The organism is Butyrivibrio sp. AE2015, from assembly GCF_000420825.1.
Taxonomy (GTDB): domain Bacteria; phylum Bacillota; class Clostridia; order Lachnospirales; family Lachnospiraceae; genus Butyrivibrio.
The window spans coordinates 1-2,881 of sequence record NZ_ATVR01000066.1 but is presented as its reverse complement, the minus strand read 5'-3'; the positions used below and the strand labels follow the sequence as shown (position 1 = coordinate 2,881).

Here is a 2,881-nt window from a genome sequence, read left to right as displayed (position 1 = left end):
ACATCAGATTACAACTCAGATTATGATTGGGATTCTAACGACAGCTGGGATTCAGGCGGAACAGACTGGGATTCAGACTGGTAATGCTTTATTATACTTTCTTGCGTGTGGCATAAAATCCAAAGTGCCCATACCTTCGGATAGATCTCGGAGCATTCGCAAAGACACAGTAAATATAAAATAATGCGCCCTGTTTTCTTTCATGCTTATTCAGAACAGAAAACAGGGCTTTTATTTTATCTTAACTGTCTCTATTGCTCATACTAAATCGCTCTATCCAAAGGTATGGGCACTTATGGATTTATGGTTTACTACACATATATAGATTACTATTTTTGCAAGAACAGCAGACGAACTTTTAGTGTTAGGCATAGTGATGTGAGCGATTTATTTTGAAATGATGATAAATGGATATAAATAAACCCACAAAGGGCTTGTGTTCTGAATAAGTATGAAACAAGGCTTTTGTGGGTGTTTTATGTCCAATTTATCACATTGAAAAATATCAGAGTGAACAGAGCTATGCCTTTACTACAAGCTAGTCTGCGTCCGGTTACAAGAAAGTATATGTTTTTATTGCAAGACAAATCCACCATTTGGTGATAATACCTGACCTGTCACATATGGCGCAGTAAGCAGGTATTCCATAGCACCTGCAATATCAGAAACGTCACCAATGAATCCCTGCGGAATCGTTGCTGCAAGTGCATTAAGCTCATCCTGATTTACTCCCCTTAGCATATCAGTCATTATCATACCGGGTGCAATAGCATTGACCCTCACACCTCTTCCTGCAAACTCAAGCGCAAGAGCTCTGGTAAGTCCTATAATACCGGACTTTGAAGCGCAGTAATCAGCCTGGTTGATAACACCCGTAAGTCCTCCAACTGACGATGTGTTAACAATACAGCACTGATCATCCTTACTGCTATGATTTATCATATGTGGAAGCACAAGATGTGTCATGTGAAGAAAACTCATAAGATTTGTATTTATAACATTTTCATACTGTTCTCTTTTTATATCGATCCAATTACAATTGTTGGTGATTCCTGCATTATTGATCAAAACATCAATATTATCACCAAATTTTTCTACTGTTGCCTTTACCAGAGCTTCACAGTCTTCATATTTGCTCACATCAGCCTTTACTACCAATGAATCAACGCCATAATCCTTTTTTATCTTCTCTGCAATATTGTCTGATAAAGCTTTGGAAGACTCACTTCTGTAATTAATTACGACATTGTACCCCATTTCACCAAGCTTAAGAGACATAGCTTCGCCGATTCCTCTAGACCCACCTGTTATAATCGCTGTTTTTGACATTTCTTCATCCTCCTGTAGTGTTGTAATTTTTTTAAGTTGCAACAATAGAAAAAGAGCAATTCCCAAATTTCGTTTAGGAATTACTCTTTTATCATAACACAGCATCCATCAATTCTCTAATTAAAAAGGCTTCACGTTTCCATAATTATTATCATTTAGATACCGCTTTTACGCCTTTATGACGTGTCATGCAAACAGATCCGCCTGTTCTAATAGTTTCCTTCACGAAGGCATTCATAATATCAGCATAAACTGTCTTTCCATCCTTACCAAAAGCTGACTCCAATGCGTCAAACTCATTGCCTTCATAAACAATTGACATGGCACTTCCATCCGACATCTTCATAACCATAGTAGTCATGCTGCCTGCTTTAACTGTAAAATACTCATAATCTTCTGAGTCAAGGAAAGCTTCTATATCTTCTACGGCACCTTCCATCGCATCCGCCGCTGCCGCCATATCCATTTCAGCAGGAACCTGATCTCCTGCATCCGAAGTATCAATACCAGCTGTTTCTTCTCCTGAAGCCATCATTGCCGCTGCCACCGGATCAATGTCCATAGGTGCTTCTACGATTGGAGGTTCCTCTGCTGTCATAGCCTCTTCTGCGGGCATTTCTACAGGCGCCTCTTCCATCGGTATCTCTGCTACCGGTGCTTCTTCTATTGGCATCTCTGCTGGAGCCTCTTCAATTGGCATCTCTGCTACCGGCGCTTCTTCAACAGGAGCTTCTCCCGCAGATGCTCCTTCCATAGCTGCCATCATTGCCATCATATCTGTATCCGGCGCTGCCTCTTCTACCGGCATATCTGCTGGTGCCTCTTCAATTGGCATTTCTGCTACCGGTGCTTCTTCAACCAGAGCTTCTCCCGCAGGTGCTCCTTCCATAGCTGCCATCATTGCCATCATGTCTGTATCTGGCGCTGCCTCTTCTGCCGCCGGCATGTCCATAGGCACTTCTTCTGCCGGCATCTCTACTGGCATCTCTGCTGGGTCTTCCTCTGTCGGAGCTTCTTCAACCGGTGCTTCTGCTGCGGCCGCAGCTGCAGCTGCATCCGCCATCATTGCCGCCATAACAGGATCTATATCATCTGGATTTATGTCCATTGCTGGTGCTTCCTCGATAGGCATTTCTGCCGGCATCTCTACTGGTGCCTCTGCTGCTGGCGCTTCCTCAGCTGGCACTTCACCCATAGCTGCCATCGCTGCTGCCATAGCATCGGCCTCTGCCATTTCAGCTGGGCTAGCCTCTACAGCTTCTTCTGTCGGTACCTCGGCAGGAGCTTCTCCTGAAGCCATTGCAGCCATCATTGCATCAACTTCTGAAGCATTTTCAGCAGCTGCCATCGCCGCCATCATTGCCTCTACATCCTGTGCAGGAGATGTTGCTTCTACAGGAGCTTCTTCCGTTGGTGCTTCAGCAATAGGCATTTCTACCGGCACTTCTGCAGCTGGCATTTCGGCTGGCATCTCTACTGGCGCCTCTGCTGCTGGGGCTTCCTCTGCTGATGCTCCTTCCATTGCTGCCATCATTGCCATCATATCTGTATC

Annotated in this window: 1 protein-coding gene and 1 pseudogene; both read right to left on the bottom strand. The window is 44.2% G+C overall.

The window, feature by feature from the left end; genetic code table 11:
• Positions 1-573 precede the first annotated feature (573 nt).
• Positions 574-1,329: an SDR family NAD(P)-dependent oxidoreductase gene (locus G585_RS0116475; RefSeq protein WP_022776470.1), complete on the bottom strand. Its 756-nt coding sequence runs from the start codon at positions 1,327-1,329 to the stop codon at positions 574-576.
• A gap of 151 nt (positions 1,330-1,480) precedes the next feature.
• Positions 1,481-2,881, bottom strand: a pseudogene (locus tag G585_RS19790) (hypothetical protein); the annotation flags it as partial.